We start from the raw sequence: 18,957 nt of genomic DNA, 5'->3' as shown, positions 1-18,957 counted from the left end.
AATATACTACCTGTACTAATATTAAAAGGTTATTCAGCAATTTTATTTAGTCTTTTAGCATCTTCTATAGCGCTTTTAATATTCGTATCCGGAAGTATATTATTACAAATTCTTTTCCCCCAAATTTTGCAAGAAGGTTTGTTACTCGTATATTTGATTTAAGTCTTTGTTTGAATTATTGTAATAATGTGTTTCCTATTATGTCCTAAATTATCATTTACTTCTTTAAAATGACCAATATCAATAATTATAAGAAATAAGCTTTTATCTTTTTATATGATTCATTTACAATATTTTGAAAATGAATGTCAAAATATCTTCTATAATATAGTATCATGTTATATGACAATGATGGACATCTACTTTATTATCAAGATGCCTTCTTAATGCATCACTGATATCTATTTCTTTTTTATTTGTAAATTTACTTTTGTATTAATTCACTGTTGCCTATAGGTATCCCTATATAATCACTTATGCAATATCAAAATCCTTTGTTATTAAATGTTTATTGTCATTTTCATCTATTAAATTAAAAAATGATATACTTAACCTTAATTCCGAATCACAAAATAATATTTATCAAAATATTCACATACTTACAACAAATTTATAACATTTTATAAAAACCAAATGATAATTGATAAAAAATAAGCTATATTAGGTAAAAAAATAAGTTACTAATATTTTTTAAATGAAAAAAATCTCACATTTACTACAAATATCTAACTTAACAATCAATGATATTGACATAATATTCAACCTATCTATGCAATATTTAAATAGCACTAACATCAATAATAATATACTACAAAATAAAATTATTATTAATTTATTTTTTGAGCACTCTACTAGAACATTGTCATCTTTTGAAATCGCAGAAAAATCATTAGGAGCTACTACAATTACAATAAATGTCGCAACTTCTTCCATGAGTAAGGGTGAAAGTATAATTGATACCATATTAACACTACAAGCAATGAACCCTGATCTAATCATTATACGATCTCAATACAGCACTTTTATACATACAATTGCAAAAATAGTAAAAAACTGTTGCATAATAAATGCCGGAGACGGAAATCATGAACACCCTACACAAGCTTTAATAGATTACTGTACAATACGATACATAAAAGGCAATTTACAAAACTTAAATATATCAATATGTGGAGATATATTACATAGTAGGGTTGCAAGATCAAATATTAAATTATTATCTCAATTTAACACTAATATTACATTAGTAGGGCCACCAAATATGATATGTAAATTACAAGGTGCCTCACATACAACACACAATCTAATAGAAGGTATTCAAAATGCAGACGTAATAATGTTGTTAAGAATACAAAAAGAACGTATTACAACTAGTACCATTTCATCATTTAAAGAGTACGCTCACTTGTATTCATTAAATGAAGAAAAGCTCATGTATACAAAACCTAATTCCATTATTATGCATCCAGGACCAATAAATAAGGGAATTGAAATTTCCCATCATGTTGCAGAGCAACATTCAGTAATTTTACTACAAGTTAAAATGGGTGTAGCTGTAAGAAAAGCAATTTTACATTATTTGCTAAATTACTAATATGAGATATAAAATTACTATAGAATATGACGGATCAGGCTTTTCTGGGTGGCAGCGTCAAAAATATACTAATAACTCTATACAAGAAACAATTGAAAATGCCATCTTTAGTTTTTCACAGCAGCGTATTACAGTATACGCAGGAGGAAGAACAGATGCTGGAGTACATGCACTGGAACAAGTAGCACATTTTGATTTAATAACACACTTAGATGATTATGTAATTAGAAATGCTATTAATTATCACTTACGTCCTAACGCAATATCTATATTATCTGTCAAAAAAGTAAGTAATGAATTTCATGCTAGATTTTCTGCAAAAAAAAGACATTACCTATACAAAATAACTAACAGGTATTCTCCAGTAGCAATAGATTATAAAAGAACATGGCATATACCTAAACCGTTAAATGTTGACAATATGGTACAAGCTGCTTCTTATATAATAGGAAAAAATAATTTATCTAGCTTTAGATCAAAAACCTGCCAATCAAAATCACCAATCAAAACTATAGATAACATTATTGTTACTAAAAATAATCAATATATATATATATATATATCCGCATTATCTTTTCTATATAAACAGGTACGTATTATTACTGGAACATTAGTTAGTTGCGGAAAAGAACTATTTTTACCAGCACATATGTTAGATATATTAAACAAAAAGAATAGAGCTGCTGCTGGAGAAACTGCACCACCATATGGGCTGTACTTAATAAAAATAGATTATTAACTTACTAGTAATTAAGATTGATAAAATAATTAATTCTTAAACTAACCTTTAAAATTATATGACGCTATATATCTTACAACAATTACTGCTTATACCTTTGTCCAAACAAAAAAATTAATAAACATGTATTAAACTTGCAACTTTTCAATAATAATAAAAAACTAAGATATAATTCTATGCTTAATCTGTAAAATATCATTATTTATACACAACATAAATATATTACTGTCTTCCCATATTTTATATACAAAAACTACAGTACATGAATTTAAATTATCAATTATGTAACTTTAATTGCATACGTCTTAAAAAGCTATCATTAATGCCACCCACTAAGCTACTTTTTTTATATATTTCATATAACTTTCTCTTGCTTATCTTTATTTCTTCCAATTTTAAAACTTTGTTATTATCAAAGGTTAATTTTAACAAATCAGAACTATATTGCCTTTTTGCAAAAGTATTGTTAGTATATATTTTATAAGAAACATAAAACCACGTATTTCCTTCTTTAAGAATTGGATTACCTAGAATTCTTATAATTGTGTCAGAAGAGTCGCCAACTTTAATATTTTTCCATAAGATAACACTAGATGATGGATAACCATGATAAAATGTATATGAATTACATCCACTAAACATTATAACACAGAATATAACAAAAACCCTAAATAACATAGTAATCCACTATAACGGTAAACAGTATATTATCACACCTTGTTAATATGTCAATCACTACCATTAATGCTTCTCTATAATTTTTTCTATTAATGCTATAGTATTTTCTATTCCATACAATTTAATAAAGGACCCTAATTTTGGTCCTTGACTTTGTCCAAGTAAAACTTCATACAACATTTTAAACCACTGTTTTAGGTCATTATTATAATATTTCTTTCCTAAAAGAAAAATCTGATTTTGTATACTACTAAAAGAATCATCATTTTTTAATAGGAGTAATGTACTAATCAAATCATTAAGCATTATTTTTTCATCATCAGTCGGAATCCTATATACTTTATAAAGCTTTACAAAATTATGATAATATTTAACAGCAAAAACTACCAGCTTATCTAAAAATTCTCTTTCCCCTGGAAAAATATCACTTTTATAATTATTTATAAATCCCCAAAGTATATCACTATTCTCAGCATTACAAGCAGATGCTAAATTTAATAACAAGGAAAAATTTAACCCCAACATATCTAATTCAGGAACTTTACCATTATGTATATGCCACACTGGGTTATCATAATTTCGGTCTTGATTATAATCTTTTACTAACCCTAAATAATCATCCACAGATTTTGGAATAACATCAAAATATAAACGTTTAGCTCTTTTTGGATTTTGAAAAAGGTATAAAGCTAAACTCTCACGAGGAGCATAAAGTAACCAATCTTCTATTGATATTCCATTTCCCTTTGACTTTGATATCTTCTTTCCATCTTTATCAAGAAATAATTCATAACAAAATAATATTGGAGGTTCATTCCCCAATATTTTGCATATTTTACTAGATAATTCTGCAGAAGGTGTAAGATCTTTACCATGAGTTTCATAATCAACATTAAATGCAGCCCAACGCATACCCCAATCTGGTTTCCATTGTAGTTTACAATTTCCTCCTGTTACAAGAACTTCTATTATACCATCTTCTGGATCTTTATAAGAAATAGTTCCTAACTTAGTATCAACCCTTATTACAGGAACTTGTAATACCTTAAATGTTTTAGGACATATAGGTAAAAAAGGACTATATGTTTTTTTTCTTTCATCTCCTAAAGTAGGAAGCATTACATCCATTACTTTATCATAATATTTTAATAACAATAACAACTTTTCATCATAAATACCAGATTTATAAGACTCAGTTGCACTTCTAAACTCATATTCAAAATTAAAAAAATCAAGAAACTTACATAATAAGGCATTCATATAATGTCCATAACTTTCGTATAATCCAAACGGATCTGGAACAACAGTAAGTGGCTTATTTAAATGCTCTACTAACATTTCTTTATTTGGAACATTATCAGGAATTTTTCTTAATCCATCCATATCATCTGAAACAACTATCAATTTTATGTTAACATTTTTTGGTGATATTTCCTGTAACGCATTCATGATAAACGTTGTTCTTAACACTTCACTAAAAGTGCCAATATGAGGTAATCCTGAAGGACCATATCCTGTTTCAAAAATTATCTCTTTTTTGTTATGACACTTTTGTAAAATTTTTTCTGCTTCCTTAAATGGCCATGAATTATACCGCATATTTTAATTCAAACTATTTTAATTGTAATCTTATATAGCACAAAAAACTTTTTATCAATTTCTTAATAACAAAAACTACAAAATAAGCACATTAAAAATATAACTACAATAATTAAATTACAAAAACATTATCATGCAAATATACTAACCTATCAATTACGATTTATCTAAGTAAAAAACTTTCCAATAATATTTTACACTATATTTTTCAAAACAATCAAAATAGCCATATAAAAAGCATCATCACGTTCTTTATAACTCAAAATACCCATTATTAGCTTCTAAATTAAAAATTATATATGCTTAATCATAATAATCACATCTAATAGTAATTTAGCATTACAATTCATAAATACCTTTCTAGTAACAAAGTATGTAAAAAATTAATTTAAAAAAACAAACACATAAATCAATATTAATAACACATAAAAAATCTTCTCATAGCTATCACTATTCCCCACTTCCAATAAAATAACAAGCCTAACACATATAAAACTATGGAAAAAAGCTAAATCTCAAACTTATATCTAGAAATGTTCTACATTGTACATTAATTACCTGTCATAACTGTTTATATATTTTACAATAATTAAAACTATACAACATGATACTTAAAGTCATAAATCAACATATACATTTATGATACAGGCTCATCTTGCATTATTATACGATGCTTTATTTTTTTATTAGTAACACTATTAGACTGACTACTCTCAAATAAAAGCCTAGACTTCATATATGAATCCACAACTTGATTAAAGGTATCTATATGGTCACGAAAAAAGTGATCTGCCTTTTCTATAACAGAATATTGCATATACTCACTTCTAATAGAACTTTTTAACTTAGAAGCTAATTGAGAAACTACACTTTCATCTGATATACTATCATTATCACCCTGCACTATTAACCCAGGTATGGGGCAAGGAGATAAAAATGAAAAATCATACTTATTTACTGGAGGAGAAATTGCAACAAATCCCTCAATTTCTGGCCTTCTCATAACTAACTGCATGGCAATCCAAGCACCAAATGAGACACCTGCTACCCAAAAAGGAACTACTGAAGGATTATTATTTTGTAACCAATCCGCTGCTGTTGCACCATCATTTAATTCCCCCACTCCTTTATCAAAGCTACCCGCAGATTTTCCTACACCACGAAAATTAATCCTCAATGCAGAAAACCCATTATTTATAAAAATATTATACAAATTATATACAATTTTATTATCCATACTCCCTCCATATTGTGGATGAGGATGAAGAATAAGTACAAGAGGAGCTTTTATATCCTTGTTGTGATAATATTTCCCCTCAATTTTACCAGCTGATCCATTTAAAAAAACCTCACGCATTGACCAATGCTCCATAATTAATTATAAAAAAACCTACTTGACATAAGGTATATTATGATACATATAATTCCAGAGTAATTAAAAAACTTAACTTAATAAAGATATTTTTTTTAATGCCCTAATCAAAAATTAGTCAGTTATACATAAAGGTTCAGCATGTTAATGGCAACTAGGCTTCGTTACGCTGTAATGTTTATCGTAAATTTAGCACATGCTGATACAATTAAACATAAAACATCCACCATTATACAAAATCAATCTTTATCCAAAGGGTATCTCGAACAAATAATAGTAAAGCTAAAAAAAACAGGGCTAATACGTGCAACTAAAGGCCCAGGAGGTAAATATAGTTTAAATATCGCACCAAATTTAATAACAATCAATTTAATATTAGAAGCAATAGGAGAAAAAATAAAAATCACAAGATGCGAAGGCGATGCATCATCAAAAAGTTGCTTAGCAAACCATTCACAACAATGTAATACTCATAACCTTTGGAGTAACATAGAATATTGTATCAGAAATTACTTAAGCAATATTTCTATAAAAGATATACTTTCCAACAACTTTAAATTCAATGCCAATAATCATAACTATATTTATGCTGATTATAATGCAACTTCTTCGATAAATCCAATTATCAAGCAACAATTAAGTAATATGTTATTATTTGATAATATATATAATCCTTCATCTATGCATCACTTAGGGCAAAAAACAAGAAAAATTATTGAGGACACTAGAGAAATAATATCTAAAAAACTAAATGCTCAAAAACATCATGTAGTTTTTACATCCTCTGGTACAGAAGCAAATAATCTAGTATTTAGTAGTACACGAAATTATCGCCATATAATTTCTGCAACTGAACATCTATCAGTCATGAACAGTGCTATTTCTCCTATAATAATTCCTGTAAATCAAGATGGTATAGTATCTTTAAGTGAGCTAGTTAATATTTTACAAAAATTTAAAAATGAAAAAATATTAGTCTCAGTAATGCTTGCAAATAATGAAACTGGTGTAATTCAACCAGTTAAAGAGATTGTCAAAATATCTCATGAATTTGGAGCAATTGTTCATACAGATGCTATACAAGCATGTGGAAAAATACAAATAGATGTATCAGAATTGGGAGTCGATTTACTAACCATTTCATCACATAAAATTGGAGGATTATCAGGAGCAGGAGTATTATTATATAATAATTCAGTTAGTATTTATCCTACAATATTAGGTGGCTCTCAAGAAAGAGGTTTACGCGCAGGTACTGAAAATGTAGCATCCATATATTCCTTACTACTATCATTAAATAATATTGATGATTATGTACAAAAAATGAACTATATAAAAAATTTACGTAATAAGCTTGAATGTGATATAATGAAGCTTGTACCTTCATGTAAGATATTTGGTAAAAACGTTGATAGATTACCTAACACTACTTGCATAGCAATGCCAGGTGTTAGTAGTGAAGTTCAATTAATGAAGTTTGATCAAAATAATATTGCTGTAGGTATAGGTTCGGCTTGTTCTTCTGGTAAAGTTGATACTTCACATGTTTTATCTGCAATGAATGTTAATGAACAACTTTCAAAGAATGCTATAAGGATTAGCTTAGGATTTGAAATAGAAGATAAACATATAAAAAAAATTGTGGATTGCTGGTATAAAATTTATCTGCATTCTCAAATGTTAAATAAAAGTTCATTAGCTACTGTAGTATAAATAATGGAGCAAAATATGAGTACAGAGCAAAAGAAAAAAAATATTAATTTTCCTATATTTTTTGATTATCAATCTACTACTAAAACAGATAACAGAGTTATAGATGCAATGATACCATATTTTAAACAATTTTCTAACCCTCATTCTCGAAGCCACTGTTTTGGATGGAAAGCTGAATCTGCAGTAGAAAACGCTAGAGCACAAATCTCTGATCTCATTAAAGCAGAAGCTAAAGAAATAATATTTACATCTGGAGCAACAGAATCCAATAATTTAGCAATCAAAGGAATAGCTCATTTCTATAAAAATAAAGGGAATCACATAATTACAGCAAGAACAGAACATAAGTGTGTACTAGATTCTTGTCGTCATTTAGAGACAGAAGGATTTCAAGTAACATATTTAGATGTACAAAAAAACGGAATTTTAGATTTAAATGTACTAAAAGATACTATCAATGAAAAAACTATTTTAGTATCAATAATGATGGTGAATAATGAAATAGGGGTTATTCAGCCCATTAAAGAAATAGGTGCAATATGTCGTCAAAATGGTATCTTTTTTCACACCGATGCAGCACAAGCTTTTGGTAAAATACCAATAGATGTTAATGATATGAACATAGATCTATTAAGTATATCAGGGCATAAAATATATGGTCCTATGGGTATAGGTGCTCTTTATATTCGGAAACGTCAACCAAGAGTGCGTATAGTACCTATTATTAGCGGAGGAGGTCAAGAACGTGGTATGAGATCAGGTACTGTACCTACTCCACTTGCTGTAGGGTTAGGTGAAGCAGCAAGAATTGCTCAACAAGAAATGCAAGAGGAAAGTATTAGATTAAAAAAATTAAGAGATATTTTGTATAATAAAATTGTAAATAATATACCATATGTTGTGTTAAACGGTGATTATGATCAAAGAATACCTGGCAACCTTAATCTCAGTTTTCCATATGTTGAAGGAGAGTCTATCATAATGGCAATTAATAATTTAGCAGTAAGTTCAGGATCAGCATGTACCTCATCATCTTTAGAAGCATCATATGTGTTACGTGCACTAAATATAGATCAAGATCTAGAACATTCTTCTATTAGATTTGGAATAGGAAGGTTTACTACTGAGGAGGAAGTAATATATGCTGCAAATCTTATTATAGAAAGCATACAGAAATTACGTGAAATTAGTCCTTTATGGGAAATGGTACAGGAAGGAATAGATCTTAAAACTATAAAATGGACACATTAACTAATACAAAACTTATGTATACAAGAAATATTTAAATAAAGGAGTCAAATATATGAGCTATAGCAATAATGTACTGGAACATTACAATAACCCTAAAAATGTTGGAGCACTTTCAAAAGAAGATGATAATGTTGGAACAGGATTAGTAGGAGCTCCAAGTTGTGGAGATGTAATGAAATTACAAATTAAAGTTGATAATAATGGTATAATTACTGACGCAAAATTTAAAACTTTTGGTTGTGGAGCTGCAATTGCGTCTAGTTCATTAGCAACAGAGTGGATAAAGGGGAAAACTATTGATGAAGCAATACAATTAAAAAATACCGTTTTAGCAAAAGAATTATCTTTACCTCCAGTTAAAATACATTGTTCTTTACTTGCAGAAGATGCTGTTAAAGCTGCAATTGATGATTATAAACATAAGCAAGCAAAAAAAAAGCTTAATATGCATAATCATAAAAATGACAATGTTGGCTAAGGTTATAACTTATGAGCAAAGAAAATCTTATAACAAATAATATAAAAAACAACCTGTTTTCTGGCCATAAAGAAAGCAATAATAATATTCCTATTGCTGTTACAGATAAAGCTTTAAATAGAATTAAAAACCTTATTACACAAAAACAAGAAAACCAAGATAATTGTATTGGCATTAGAATTATAGTAAAACAAAAAGGTTGCTTTGGATTTAAATATAATATCGAATATGCTTATGACATTAGACCTTTTGAGGTAAAAATTGAAAAAACATATAATAATACTAGTTTTGTAATACTAATTGAACCAAAAGCAATGATGTTTATTTCTGGCACAGTTATAGATTATTATGAAGATATGTTATCATCAGGTTTTACATTTAAAAATCCAAATGAAAAAGGGCGATGTGGATGTGGGGAAAGTTTTTATGTCTGAAAACTATTTTTCATTACTACAACTTAACATATGTTTTTCTATTGATTTAAAGCTCCTAGAGCAAAATTATATAACTATACAAAGAGCTTATCATCCTGATTGTTTCAGCTCACAAAGTGATAAAAAATTAGCTTTAGAATACATTTCAAAAATAAACAAGGCTTACCAAGTACTCAAGTCCCCATTAAGTAGAGCAGAATATATACTACAACTCAAAAATATAAAGTTAAGTAGCTATGATGATCAATGTATTATAAAAGAAGTATTTCAAGTTCAAGAATCAAGTACAAATCTTCACAATGAAATACTTGCGTGTATACAGAATATAGAAAATTTTTTCTCAAAAAATGATCTTTATGAAGCTGCAAAACAGACAAATAAATTAAAATACCTCAGTAAAGGCAAAACCTATGCAGCTCATTGATATTACAGACTCTAAAGACACTCATCATCATATATCTTTTGGTATTGATTTAGGAACTACAAACTCCCTTATTGCAATGGTTGATAATAATGGGCACACAATAATTTTTGAAGATAAAAACAACCAGTCATTAATTCCATCAATTGTCAATTATAATAATAATTGCATTACAGTTGGATGTGATGCTGATAAAAATCATACATCAACACTATATTCAATAAAGCGCCTTATGGGCAAAAATATAAGTGATATTCAAAACTCTAAACTACCATTTAAGATAGTAGAAAGTAATAATGATCTTCACTTAATAGTTGATAATCGCACAGTTACCCCTGTAGAAGTATCTTCAGAAATTTTAAAAAAACTATGTAATATTGTTAAAAATAAAATAGGAGTTACAGTAAAAAAAGCAGTGATTACTGTCCCTGCATATTTTGATGACATAGCAAGAAAAGCAACAAAAGACGCAGCTAGAATTGCTGGTATCGAAATATTACGATTACTAAATGAACCTACAGCTTCAGCTCTTGCATATAGTATTCAGCAGACAGATACTCAAGGTATATATGTAGTTTATGATTTAGGAGGAGGAACTTTTGATATTTCAGTACTTAAATTACATAAAGGAGTTTTTCAAGTACTAGCTACAGGTGGAGACACAAATTTAGGGGGTGATGATATTGATTATAGCTTAGCTGAGTTTATCTTTCATAAATATCAAAACACTTATTCAACAAATATTATCTTAGATAAAAAATCATTTAGCAATCTAGTCTTAGAAGCACAAAAAGTCAAAATATTTCTCAGTGAAAATGATTATGGTCATTTTGTATTTAATATACAAGACAAGTTGTTTAAGTGTAAAATTACTCAACAAGAATTCAATAGTATAATTACACCATTAATAAATAAAACTTTACAAATAGTTAAAGATACTCTTGCAAGTGCTGATATAAATTGTAATAATATATCTAAAGTACTTTTAGTTGGAGGATCAACAAAAAGCCCTATTATAAAGAATATGCTAAATGATCTTTTTCCTAATAAAGTATTTGATAATGTTAATCCAGACAAGGTTGTTGTCTCTGGTGCTGCACTTCAAGCATATTATCTTTCTAATCCACATATAAATAATAAAAATATACTAATAGACGTACTACCTTTGTCTTTAGGACTTGAAACAATGGGAGGAATTGTTGAAAAAATTATACCACGCAACACACCAATTCCTACATCTGCTACTCAAGAATTCACTACTTATGTAGATGGGCAAACTTCTATGCAAATACATATATGTCAAGGTGAACGCGAAATGATATTTCAGAATAAGTCTTTAGCAAAATTCAATTTACAAAATATACCTCCACTTCCAGCAGGACAAGCCAAAATTAAAGTAGAATTTTCTGTTGATGCAGATGGTTTACTCACCGTTTTAGCACAGGAAAAATCTACAGGAGTTAGTAAACATATCGAAATTCAATCAACATATGACCTAACAAATCAAGAAATAGAGCAGTGTATATCAGAATCTTTAGAAAACTTTGATCAAGATATGCAGTTACGATATTTATCTGAAGTAAAAATTAAAGGAGAAAATATAATAAGAATAATAGAAAATACTTTAACAAAGAACAAAGACTTAGCAGAAACATCAGAAATAAAGCTAATTAGCGATGCAATAAAAGATTTACAGCATGCATTACTAAGCAATAATATAAATAATATAGAAAATGCTATTAATAATCTCGAATTAAAATCTTCAAATCTTATTCAAAAAAAAAATGACTTTTTATTCAAAAAATTCTATTAATCATTAACAAATAGGAGAATACTTTCATGCCATCAGTAACTTTTACTTTCCCAGATGGAACTAAGCACACTTATGAAGCTTATGAGGGAGAAACTTTACTAACATTAGCACACAGAAATAAGGTTAATTTAGAAGGTGCTTGTGAGGGGTCTTTAGCATGCTCTACTTGTCACCTAATTATTGATCCATCATGGTATGATGCAGTAGAAAAGTGCAACGAACTATCAGATGAAGAAAATGACATGCTTGACCTTGCATTTGGATTAACAGAAACTTCAAGACTTGGCTGCCAAATTATGATTACTCAAGCACTTGACGGATTATGTGTTACGCTTCCAAGTGAAACTAGAAATATTTCCTTTACTAATAATGATGAAAAATAAACAAAATGAAAAAGCCTGTACACAAACAAGTAAAAGCATAATTTAATGTATTATATAGCTAAATAAATATCAATAACAAAGGTTATATAATATTGTTCAATAACACACATGCTTATAAAAAATATAAAATACACTAATAAAAATTAAAACTTTATTTTTCAAGTTATGTATATCACTTTTTATTATAATAGAAAGTAATTGTACACTAATAAAAAGTTATTTTTTTTATAAAAGTACCATTACTTAAAAGTATGCCACCCACAATTAACGCTATTAGTAGCCTAACCAACAAAAACTTAATAATAAAGTAAGCAACATACTAGTAAAGGTATAAAATATGCACAAGCATTTCTTCTATTTTAAAGTAAGCAATTTATATAATTATTATCCAAATTTATCTCAATTTTTAGTATTAAAATATAAACATCACAATATTACGCAAAAATTTCATAGCAAAGCATAAATTAAAATATACTTAATATAAAAAACTCACTATATACTTCATAAAATAAATAATATCTTCAATTTGTCACGTATATATAATATAAAAATTATTTGCAACAATCTTTATAAATAATGATATATTAATGCAAAGTCATAAGGAAAAACTATATAGTATCTATAAAAACAAAGCTATCAAACTTAACAATAGGATATAAATGAAAAAAAAAGTACTTAACATAGCTGCATTAATATTAGCACTTTTTTCTATATATTTATTAGTACGTTTCTTTATAAAATCACAATTTCAACAACAATTAGATAACTTTAAGTTATATATAAATCCTTACACGCAGTTTACTTATGATAACATATCATTAAAAGGATTTTCTACACAAAATATTTATATCAAAAATGTCAAAATCAAAATTCAGTCACTAGATATAATATTCTCTATTTTATTAACATATGATATACTCAATAATTCAATCAATATAAAAATTATAGATAACCTTTTAACAATACAGGACTCAAGCAATGTTACTATTGCATGTAACGTTGACGCACAATACTATATGAAACTTTCTCATAATTTATTACTTCAACTTTTAAAACTTAATAATTTTTTTGGATTAATAAAAATACCACAAAAACATGATAACTATCCTATCAATATTACATATAAAGATAATGGTATAGTTTGTAACAATACTTTAATCATGAAAAAAAATTTCTTTCAAATAATAACCAATAGACAAAAATCTAACACTAACTTCAAAGTAAATACTGATATAAATGATAACATAAACCAAAGTTTTATAATAAAAGATCTTGATATTAACACAAACAATAACTTCGCTATCAAGGATCATTACTTAAAAGTCAATATTCCTAACATTACATTATATACTCAATATTTTAGTATATTCGTTAATGGCAATGTGTCATTTCCTCAATTTGATTTGTTAATAAATAATAAATTCTTTATATACGATGGACAAATAACTTTTACATTAAAAAATTACAAAAACGCACTAAAGTTTTTATTTGAGCAAATAAACAGCACTATTTTACATAACAGCAATACACCACTCTTACCATATCATCTAGAAAATACATATAAAATATTATACGAAGCTGCTAATATAAAAGATAACAATAATATTACCATTACATTGAAAGGAGATACTAATAACAATAGCCTTCTCATTGGATTAATCCCTTATGAGAAATTTTTAGAAAAAGTATTAACCAATATATCTAATAATAATATATTAGAGCATAATAAATCTTAACAAGTATATATATTTTAGATGTTTTTTCCCAACAATTGTTAAGTCAAAGTAGTATTTTAAAAGTTACAAAACACACTATAAATGAGTTAACTAACAATTTAGATGATTTTTTTTGTGCTTTAGCATGTACTATCTCTTATATATTACTCATTTTTTTACTTTTTAGCGTATAAACAAGTTTAAATTAAAACATTTCTGATAATCACTTAATACATTGATTACAAACCAATTGTTAATTTATGTAAATATAATCAAACCATAAAATATAGAACTCTCTTTTTACTATTTATCTTCTAACGTTCTATGTGCCATCTTCCTTTAAGAATCACAATACAAAATAATCTATCAACAATTTATTTCTATCAAACATTTACCAATATAGCAGTGAATCAATAGTATAAAAAAATATAATAAATATCTTTAAGACACAAACAGACATATAAGTAACATAAAAAATACGTTTTTATCTTTATAAATAACTATATAATATACTAGTACAGATTATATATTATTATTATCACAAATTCGTAACATAATAAAAGCATATGGTACAAAAAATTTTTATATTATCGCTTCTATTATATATTACCCTACCCTATTACGTCTTTTCTTTTTCATTAGATAATACATTACCAGAACATCATATGGAATTACGTGCAACAAAATTATTTCGAATAATAAAATGTCTTGTATGTTCAGGTGAGTCAATTCATGATTCCCAATCACAATTTGCTCATTACATGCGTACAGCAATAAGAAATTATATTAATAATGGATATACAGACCAACAAATTATAATTGAATTAAGAAATCTATACGGGAATAAAATTTCCAGCACACCACCTTATAATAGTAATACCTATTTACTATGGATTATACCAGAATTAGCAATAATTTTTTCTATAATCATAATAATAATAAAAATTAAATTACTTAATAAGTAAGCTATTATATAATAGCATATAAGTATATCTTTATTAGCAGTATAAATAAAAACTTAATATAATGTTACTTATATAAATTGAGTATCTATTTTATCTCAATAAAAACTTCTGCTAAAAATCTTCACAATAAAAATAACACAAGCATACTGGAGTAAAGTCATATTAATAGAAGACATAAATATGAATATTCTTTATCATGCTTTTATGTTACTAATTTGTAAATATATATTAACTATATTATCTAATGCATTCTTTTTCTATAAGTAAAAAAGTAATAAAATAACCTATTAAAGTTTGCATCACAAACTAATAAAGCTATACAAAAATGATTTTCCATAACTTTCACATAATAAAACCCAATATTAAGTTTTATATTTATAAATTATAGGCAACATACTAAATGAAGCATATACATCAAATACCTTTCCAAGCAATATCTTTACTACTTTCAATATCAAATAAATTTAACACTTTTCTTACAGAATGATCAATTATGTCATCTATTGTAGTTGGCAAATTATAAAATGACGGTATAGGAGGAGCAATAATAGCTCCCATTTCACTTAAAGTGCTCATATTTCTTAAATGTCCTAAATGTAAAGGAGTTTCTCTAACCATTAGAATAAGTTTTTTTCTTTCTTTAAGCATAACATCAGCAGATCTTGTCAATAAATTAGATGAAAGACTACAAGCAATTTCAGACATAGTGTTTACTGAGCAAGGCACAATTATCATACCTTCTACTTTAAAAGAACCACTAGCTATAGTTGCTCCAATATCATTAATATTATGATAGAATTTACATAATTTTTGCAGATGATTGATAACTTCTTGCCCCTGCTCATATGCCAAAGTTACTTTAGCAGCATCAGTAACAACAAGATGTACTTCATAATGTGTTTCTGTAAGGATAGCTAACAAGCGTACTGCATAAATAGATCCAGATGCACCAGTAATACCAACTATAATACGTTTATTCATCTAAATTTACAAGCATACCCAAAGCTTTTTTATAAGTTAGTAATAACATTTCATGTTCTGCAAAATCACTATTATCCATCTTCCTTAATTTTACTATCTGTCTCATTACTTTAGGATGGAAACCTTCATTTTCTGCTTCACTATATACATTACGAATAGATTCACCTATTTCTGATCTTTCTAATTCTAACCTTTCAATTCTTTCAATGTATTGCTTTAAACTTTGATCTACTCTTATATCATTATCTGGTAATATACCAACTTCCATGAATCCTCCTATTACAACGTAACTTTATAGTAGTATATCAATAATCTTTTTTTAATCAACACATCAACCTCAAAACTAGTTTTAATGATACAAGAAATCATTTTCTACCATTTCACATACGTTGTTAATAGGAAATAATTATTTCTCAAGTTAAATTATTATAAAGATTACATAATCGCAAGCACTGCAATAATTTGTCAAAATATCACTTATATTATACTCATCAGTTATTATATAATAATATCACATACTCAAAATTGTAAGGTATTGATAAAATATAAAAATTATATAAGGAATAAACCATATACAAAATTTATAATATCAATGTTTTTACTTTTTATAAGATACAACATTTATAGCACTAAAAATATCTTATTTATTTATAAGTTAAATAAGGGAATTATTTTTCCATTTCCTTCTCTATAATATTTTAAGGAATTATTAGGTTTTTTTATAAAAATCATAGTAACTTATTTTAAAATAATAATATTATTAATTATTACCTATTAAAAAATTTTTTCACATTATGAAAGCATTTTATATAACTTAGCTTATGAGCAGGTTATCAAGTTAGTTATAAACAATTATTCAAAACATGATATAAAATATAAACGCTACTAAGATTAACAAAATTCACAATACTTTAAGGAAGTTCCTTTGTAAAAGTGATGCTGATGAATATGTTACTACGTACATTACAAAAGCAATACATAAACACATGTTTAGTGATACACTAGCCTTAGTTATTTATAGCTACATGTACAATAGAATAAAAAATGCTACTGAAATATTGATAATGAATTACAAGCAGCTTATTATGCAAGCAATAATATGCGGAAATATATTCAAAGCTTTCACTTATTTGTTTCACTATACACATTATCCATAATGATAAATCTTAACATTTGTCCAAAGGACAATTACACTAAAAAAATTAGAAATGAACTCTCTAATCAATTAATTACGTTTGCTTATCGGCAACTTACATAAACAATATTTCCGTAAAATAACTCTAAAAGACACTATTACAGCTACTCATATTATAATACAAAACTAAACAATTAAATGAAAATTTAGCCCTCCTTTCTATAAAAGAGGCATGTAAAATTGCTAACATAATGGATCATAAAGTACAAAATGCAATCATTAACTCTTTATGGAAACATTTACACATAGCCAAAAATTTTCTATTATTGCACAAGAGGCCACCAAAATTGCTAACAACAAATATAACACACCATTACCTTTCACTCGCCTTGCTCACGTTAAAATGTATAGCATCACTGAAGCAAATGCCAAGGTACAACAGATGCATTCTATTTAATGAATAATTTTTAACTACTTAAATACTAATTTATATATTCTATTATTACTATTACAAAGTAATTAAATTTAAGTCATAATGAATGCCCATGGACACGATTATTTTATAGGTTGTAGTCACAATAAAAGATTCTTGAAATACTCTTGTAAGTTGTTACTTATTCTTTATACAAATAATATTTACATAATACCATAAAAATATGTTATTATTATTAAGTTACTTAATTTTTTAAAGGTACATGAAAGCACTACGTTATTTAGCTTACGAATATGTTATTGAGTTAATTATAAATAATTATTTTCAATGTGAATACAAATATAACACGACTAAAATTAACAAAATTTACAACACTTTAATAGGATTTCTCTACAAAAGTAATGTTGAAGATACCACTATATACATTGCAAAGAAGATACACAAGCATATATTTGGGGATATACTAGCTTTAGTTGCTTATAGTTCTTCTATCCGTAACGAAATACAAATTAGTATTAATAGTTTTGGTAATTCACTACAAAACATTATGAGAAACAACAACCGTCTAGTAGCTTTATCAATAATTTCAAGAACTATAAGAGATTATAAATCCGTTATAGCAGAAAATATTGAAAATCATATAACTAACCAATCACACCACATTGAAGACATCGACAAGGAATGCTATAATAAGTTAATTATTTTTCTTCATAAGCAAATACGTAAACAGTACTTTCATAAAGTAATTCTAAAAGATGCTATTGCAGCTGCTCATCTTTATAATGAAATTAAACAATTAAATGAAAACTTACCATTAATTTCTATAAACAAGGTATGTAATATTATTAACGTAACGAATAATAAAGCACAATGTAAAATCATAAATCAATGTAAAATCATAAATCATTTATTAAAAATCTCAAAATATAAAACTCACCATAAGGCAAGGTTTTATACTACTATCAGGGAAGCTGTTCAAGTTGATCATTTCAAAATAGAGAGCCATTCTCCCTCCAACTCCTCCCCCCCCCCAACACACACGCATATTACAAATGTACCAGAACAAGTTCCTATGGCACAACAAATGTATTCTATGTAATAGATAATTTTTTTACTACTTAAATACTGATAATATATATTCTGTAAAACCGTTAAAAAGCAATCAAATAATCTTTTATACAAAAATATCTATATAAACCTCAAAAATATATTATTACTAATTAAGTTACCTAATTTTTAAATATATGATGAAG

At 26.8% G+C, this 18,957-nt stretch carries 17 protein-coding genes; 12 read left to right on the top strand and 5 right to left on the bottom strand.

Translation table 11 applies throughout. The annotated features are described in order from the left end of the window. Positions 1-694 precede the first annotated feature (694 nt). Both NLO413_RS00815 and truA read left to right on the top strand, forming a co-directional pair. Positions 695-1,594 (top strand): aspartate carbamoyltransferase catalytic subunit, encoded by a 900-nt coding sequence (locus NLO413_RS00815; RefSeq protein ID WP_045808667.1) that lies wholly within the window; start codon positions 695-697, stop codon positions 1,592-1,594. A 1-nt stretch (position 1,595) separates the two neighbouring features. After that, a complete protein-coding gene (gene truA / locus NLO413_RS00810; protein WP_045808666.1) occupies positions 1,596-2,333 on the top strand; it encodes a tRNA pseudouridine(38-40) synthase TruA in 738 nt (245 codons plus the stop codon). Positions 2,334-2,609: 276 nt separating this feature from the next. Here the strand turns inward: truA and bamE are convergent, their stop codons facing one another. The 3 genes from bamE to NLO413_RS00795 all read right to left on the bottom strand — a co-directional run bounded on the left by bamE (position 2,610) and on the right by NLO413_RS00795 (position 5,967). After that, a complete protein-coding gene (bamE, locus tag NLO413_RS00805; RefSeq protein ID WP_052690357.1) occupies positions 2,610-2,975 on the bottom strand; it encodes an outer membrane protein assembly factor BamE domain-containing protein in 366 nt (121 codons plus the stop codon). A 99-nt stretch (positions 2,976-3,074) separates the two neighbouring features. Further along, positions 3,075-4,610 carry a lysine--tRNA ligase gene (locus NLO413_RS00800; RefSeq protein ID WP_045808664.1) on the bottom strand — a complete coding sequence of 512 codons (1,536 nt, stop codon included), beginning with the start codon at positions 4,608-4,610 and terminating at the stop codon, positions 3,075-3,077. A 637-nt stretch (positions 4,611-5,247) separates the two neighbouring features. Beyond that, entirely contained in the window at positions 5,248-5,967 is a 720-nt protein-coding gene (locus tag NLO413_RS00795) for an alpha/beta hydrolase (RefSeq protein ID WP_045809333.1), read from the bottom strand. Between the two features lie 156 nt (positions 5,968-6,123). Between NLO413_RS00795 and NLO413_RS00790 the strand changes: the two genes are divergently transcribed. From NLO413_RS00790 to NLO413_RS00750, 9 genes are all read left to right on the top strand, one after another. Beyond that, complete coding sequence (locus NLO413_RS00790; RefSeq protein ID WP_045808663.1) at positions 6,124-7,695, top strand: aminotransferase class V-fold PLP-dependent enzyme; 1,572 nt, start codon at positions 6,124-6,126, stop codon at positions 7,693-7,695. 15 nt (positions 7,696-7,710) lie between these two features. Then, positions 7,711-8,946, top strand: coding sequence for an IscS subfamily cysteine desulfurase (locus NLO413_RS00785; protein ID WP_156965549.1), 1,236 nt, complete (start codon positions 7,711-7,713; stop codon positions 8,944-8,946). 52 nt (positions 8,947-8,998) lie between these two features. Next, positions 8,999-9,424, top strand: a complete 426-nt coding sequence (gene iscU / locus NLO413_RS00780; protein WP_045808661.1) for a Fe-S cluster assembly scaffold IscU — start codon at positions 8,999-9,001, stop codon at positions 9,422-9,424. 11 nt (positions 9,425-9,435) lie between these two features. Then, entirely contained in the window at positions 9,436-9,858 is a 423-nt protein-coding gene (locus tag NLO413_RS00775) for a HesB/IscA family protein (protein WP_045808660.1), read from the top strand. Next, a complete protein-coding gene (gene hscB / locus NLO413_RS00770; protein ID WP_232295890.1) occupies positions 9,815-10,282 on the top strand; it encodes a Fe-S protein assembly co-chaperone HscB in 468 nt (155 codons plus the stop codon). Before NLO413_RS00775 ends, hscB begins: the two co-directional genes overlap by 44 nt. Then, on the top strand, positions 10,269-12,092 hold the full coding sequence (hscA, locus tag NLO413_RS00765) for a Fe-S protein assembly chaperone HscA (RefSeq protein WP_045808658.1): 1,824 nt from the start codon (positions 10,269-10,271) through the stop codon (positions 12,090-12,092). Before hscB ends, hscA begins: the two co-directional genes overlap by 14 nt. 26 nt (positions 12,093-12,118) lie before the next feature. Next, on the top strand, positions 12,119-12,475 hold the full coding sequence (locus tag NLO413_RS00760; RefSeq protein WP_045808657.1) for a ferredoxin family 2Fe-2S iron-sulfur cluster binding protein: 357 nt from the start codon (positions 12,119-12,121) through the stop codon (positions 12,473-12,475). Between the two features lie 659 nt (positions 12,476-13,134). Then, positions 13,135-14,211, top strand: a complete 1,077-nt coding sequence (locus tag NLO413_RS00755; protein WP_045808656.1) for a hypothetical protein — start codon at positions 13,135-13,137, stop codon at positions 14,209-14,211. A 545-nt stretch (positions 14,212-14,756) separates the two neighbouring features. After that, positions 14,757-15,155, top strand: coding sequence for a cytochrome c-type biogenesis protein (locus NLO413_RS00750; protein ID WP_045808655.1), 399 nt, complete (start codon positions 14,757-14,759; stop codon positions 15,153-15,155). Between the two features lie 414 nt (positions 15,156-15,569). Here NLO413_RS00750 and NLO413_RS00745 read toward each other — a convergent pair whose 3' ends face one another. Together NLO413_RS00745 and NLO413_RS00740 are read right to left on the bottom strand one after the other, a co-directional pair. Beyond that, the gene (locus tag NLO413_RS00745; protein ID WP_045808654.1) at positions 15,570-16,136 is read right to left on the bottom strand and encodes a UbiX family flavin prenyltransferase; all 567 of its coding nucleotides are present in this window, start codon (positions 16,134-16,136) and stop codon (positions 15,570-15,572) included. Next, positions 16,129-16,404, bottom strand: a complete 276-nt coding sequence (locus NLO413_RS00740) for a DUF2312 domain-containing protein (RefSeq protein ID WP_045808653.1) — start codon at positions 16,402-16,404, stop codon at positions 16,129-16,131. Before NLO413_RS00740 ends, NLO413_RS00745 begins: the two co-directional genes overlap by 8 nt. Positions 16,405-17,966: 1,562 nt before the next feature. Between NLO413_RS00740 and NLO413_RS00735 the strand changes: the two genes are divergently transcribed. Further along, positions 17,967-18,803, top strand: coding sequence for a hypothetical protein (locus tag NLO413_RS00735; RefSeq protein WP_045808652.1), 837 nt, complete (start codon positions 17,967-17,969; stop codon positions 18,801-18,803). The last annotated feature ends 154 nt before the right edge of the window (positions 18,804-18,957 follow it).

Source organism: Candidatus Neoehrlichia procyonis str. RAC413 (assembly GCF_000964795.1).
Taxonomy (GTDB): Bacteria; Pseudomonadota; Alphaproteobacteria; order Rickettsiales; family Anaplasmataceae; genus Neoehrlichia; species Neoehrlichia procyonis.
The sequence above is the reverse complement of the archived record's forward strand: the minus strand, read 5'-3'. Positions and strand labels throughout refer to the sequence as shown.

Bases quoted from the DNA above. Each gene is read 5' to 3' on its own strand.
- NLO413_RS00815 (WP_045808667.1), top strand. From the start codon at position 695: ATGAAAAAAATCTCACATTTACTACAAATATCTAACTTAACAATCAAT.
- truA (WP_045808666.1), top strand. From the start codon at position 1,596: ATGAGATATAAAATTACTATAGAATATGACGGATCAGGCTTTTCTGGG.
- bamE (WP_052690357.1), bottom strand. From the start codon at position 2,975: ATGTTTAGTGGATGTAATTCATATACATTTTATCATGGTTATCCATCA.
- NLO413_RS00800 (WP_045808664.1), bottom strand. From the start codon at position 4,610: ATGCGGTATAATTCATGGCCATTTAAGGAAGCAGAAAAAATTTTACAA.
- NLO413_RS00795 (WP_045809333.1), bottom strand. From the start codon at position 5,967: ATGCGTGAGGTTTTTTTAAATGGATCAGCTGGTAAAATTGAGGGGAAA.
- NLO413_RS00790 (WP_045808663.1), top strand. From the start codon at position 6,124: ATGTTAATGGCAACTAGGCTTCGTTACGCTGTAATGTTTATCGTAAAT.
- NLO413_RS00785 (WP_156965549.1), top strand. From the start codon at position 7,711: ATGAGTACAGAGCAAAAGAAAAAAAATATTAATTTTCCTATATTTTTT.
- iscU (WP_045808661.1), top strand. From the start codon at position 8,999: ATGAGCTATAGCAATAATGTACTGGAACATTACAATAACCCTAAAAAT.
- NLO413_RS00775 (WP_045808660.1), top strand. From the start codon at position 9,436: ATGAGCAAAGAAAATCTTATAACAAATAATATAAAAAACAACCTGTTT.
- hscB (WP_232295890.1), top strand. From the start codon at position 9,815: ATGAAAAAGGGCGATGTGGATGTGGGGAAAGTTTTTATGTCTGAAAAC.
- hscA (WP_045808658.1), top strand. From the start codon at position 10,269: ATGCAGCTCATTGATATTACAGACTCTAAAGACACTCATCATCATATA.
- NLO413_RS00760 (WP_045808657.1), top strand. From the start codon at position 12,119: ATGCCATCAGTAACTTTTACTTTCCCAGATGGAACTAAGCACACTTAT.
- NLO413_RS00755 (WP_045808656.1), top strand. From the start codon at position 13,135: ATGAAAAAAAAAGTACTTAACATAGCTGCATTAATATTAGCACTTTTT.
- NLO413_RS00750 (WP_045808655.1), top strand. From the start codon at position 14,757: ATGGTACAAAAAATTTTTATATTATCGCTTCTATTATATATTACCCTA.
- NLO413_RS00745 (WP_045808654.1), bottom strand. From the start codon at position 16,136: ATGAATAAACGTATTATAGTTGGTATTACTGGTGCATCTGGATCTATT.
- NLO413_RS00740 (WP_045808653.1), bottom strand. From the start codon at position 16,404: ATGGAAGTTGGTATATTACCAGATAATGATATAAGAGTAGATCAAAGT.
- NLO413_RS00735 (WP_045808652.1), top strand. From the start codon at position 17,967: ATGAAAGCACTACGTTATTTAGCTTACGAATATGTTATTGAGTTAATT.